Here is a 255-nt window from a genome sequence, read left to right as displayed (position 1 = left end):
GCGATGATTTGCTGTGCGTAGCGAATGACGACAAACAGATAAAGCAGTAAATGTAAGGCGACCAGCAACACTAAAAGCCAACGCTGTGATGTAACCACAGCATTTAAATTTTCGCTCATGCCCCAGTAATAGGCCAGCCCAAATGTCACGACCACCCCGAATAGGTTGAGTATCTTCCAAGGGCGGTAATGCGCGATAATCGCAATCGTCACGTTCAAAAGTAAATAATAGCTGAACAATGTCACTAAGCTGCCG

1 protein-coding gene is annotated in these 255 nt (G+C 45.9%); it reads right to left on the bottom strand.

Features of this window, described 5'->3' with window-relative positions:
* The coding region (locus AAEY72_RS15580) for a DUF2339 domain-containing protein (protein WP_352311521.1) at positions 1-255 on the bottom strand (255 nt) is incomplete at both ends.

Source organism: Psychrobacter sp. W2-37-MNA-CIBAN-0211 (assembly GCF_040309405.1).
Lineage (GTDB): Bacteria > Pseudomonadota > Gammaproteobacteria > Pseudomonadales > Moraxellaceae > Psychrobacter > Psychrobacter glaciei.
This window is presented reverse-complemented; position numbering and strand designations above follow the sequence as displayed.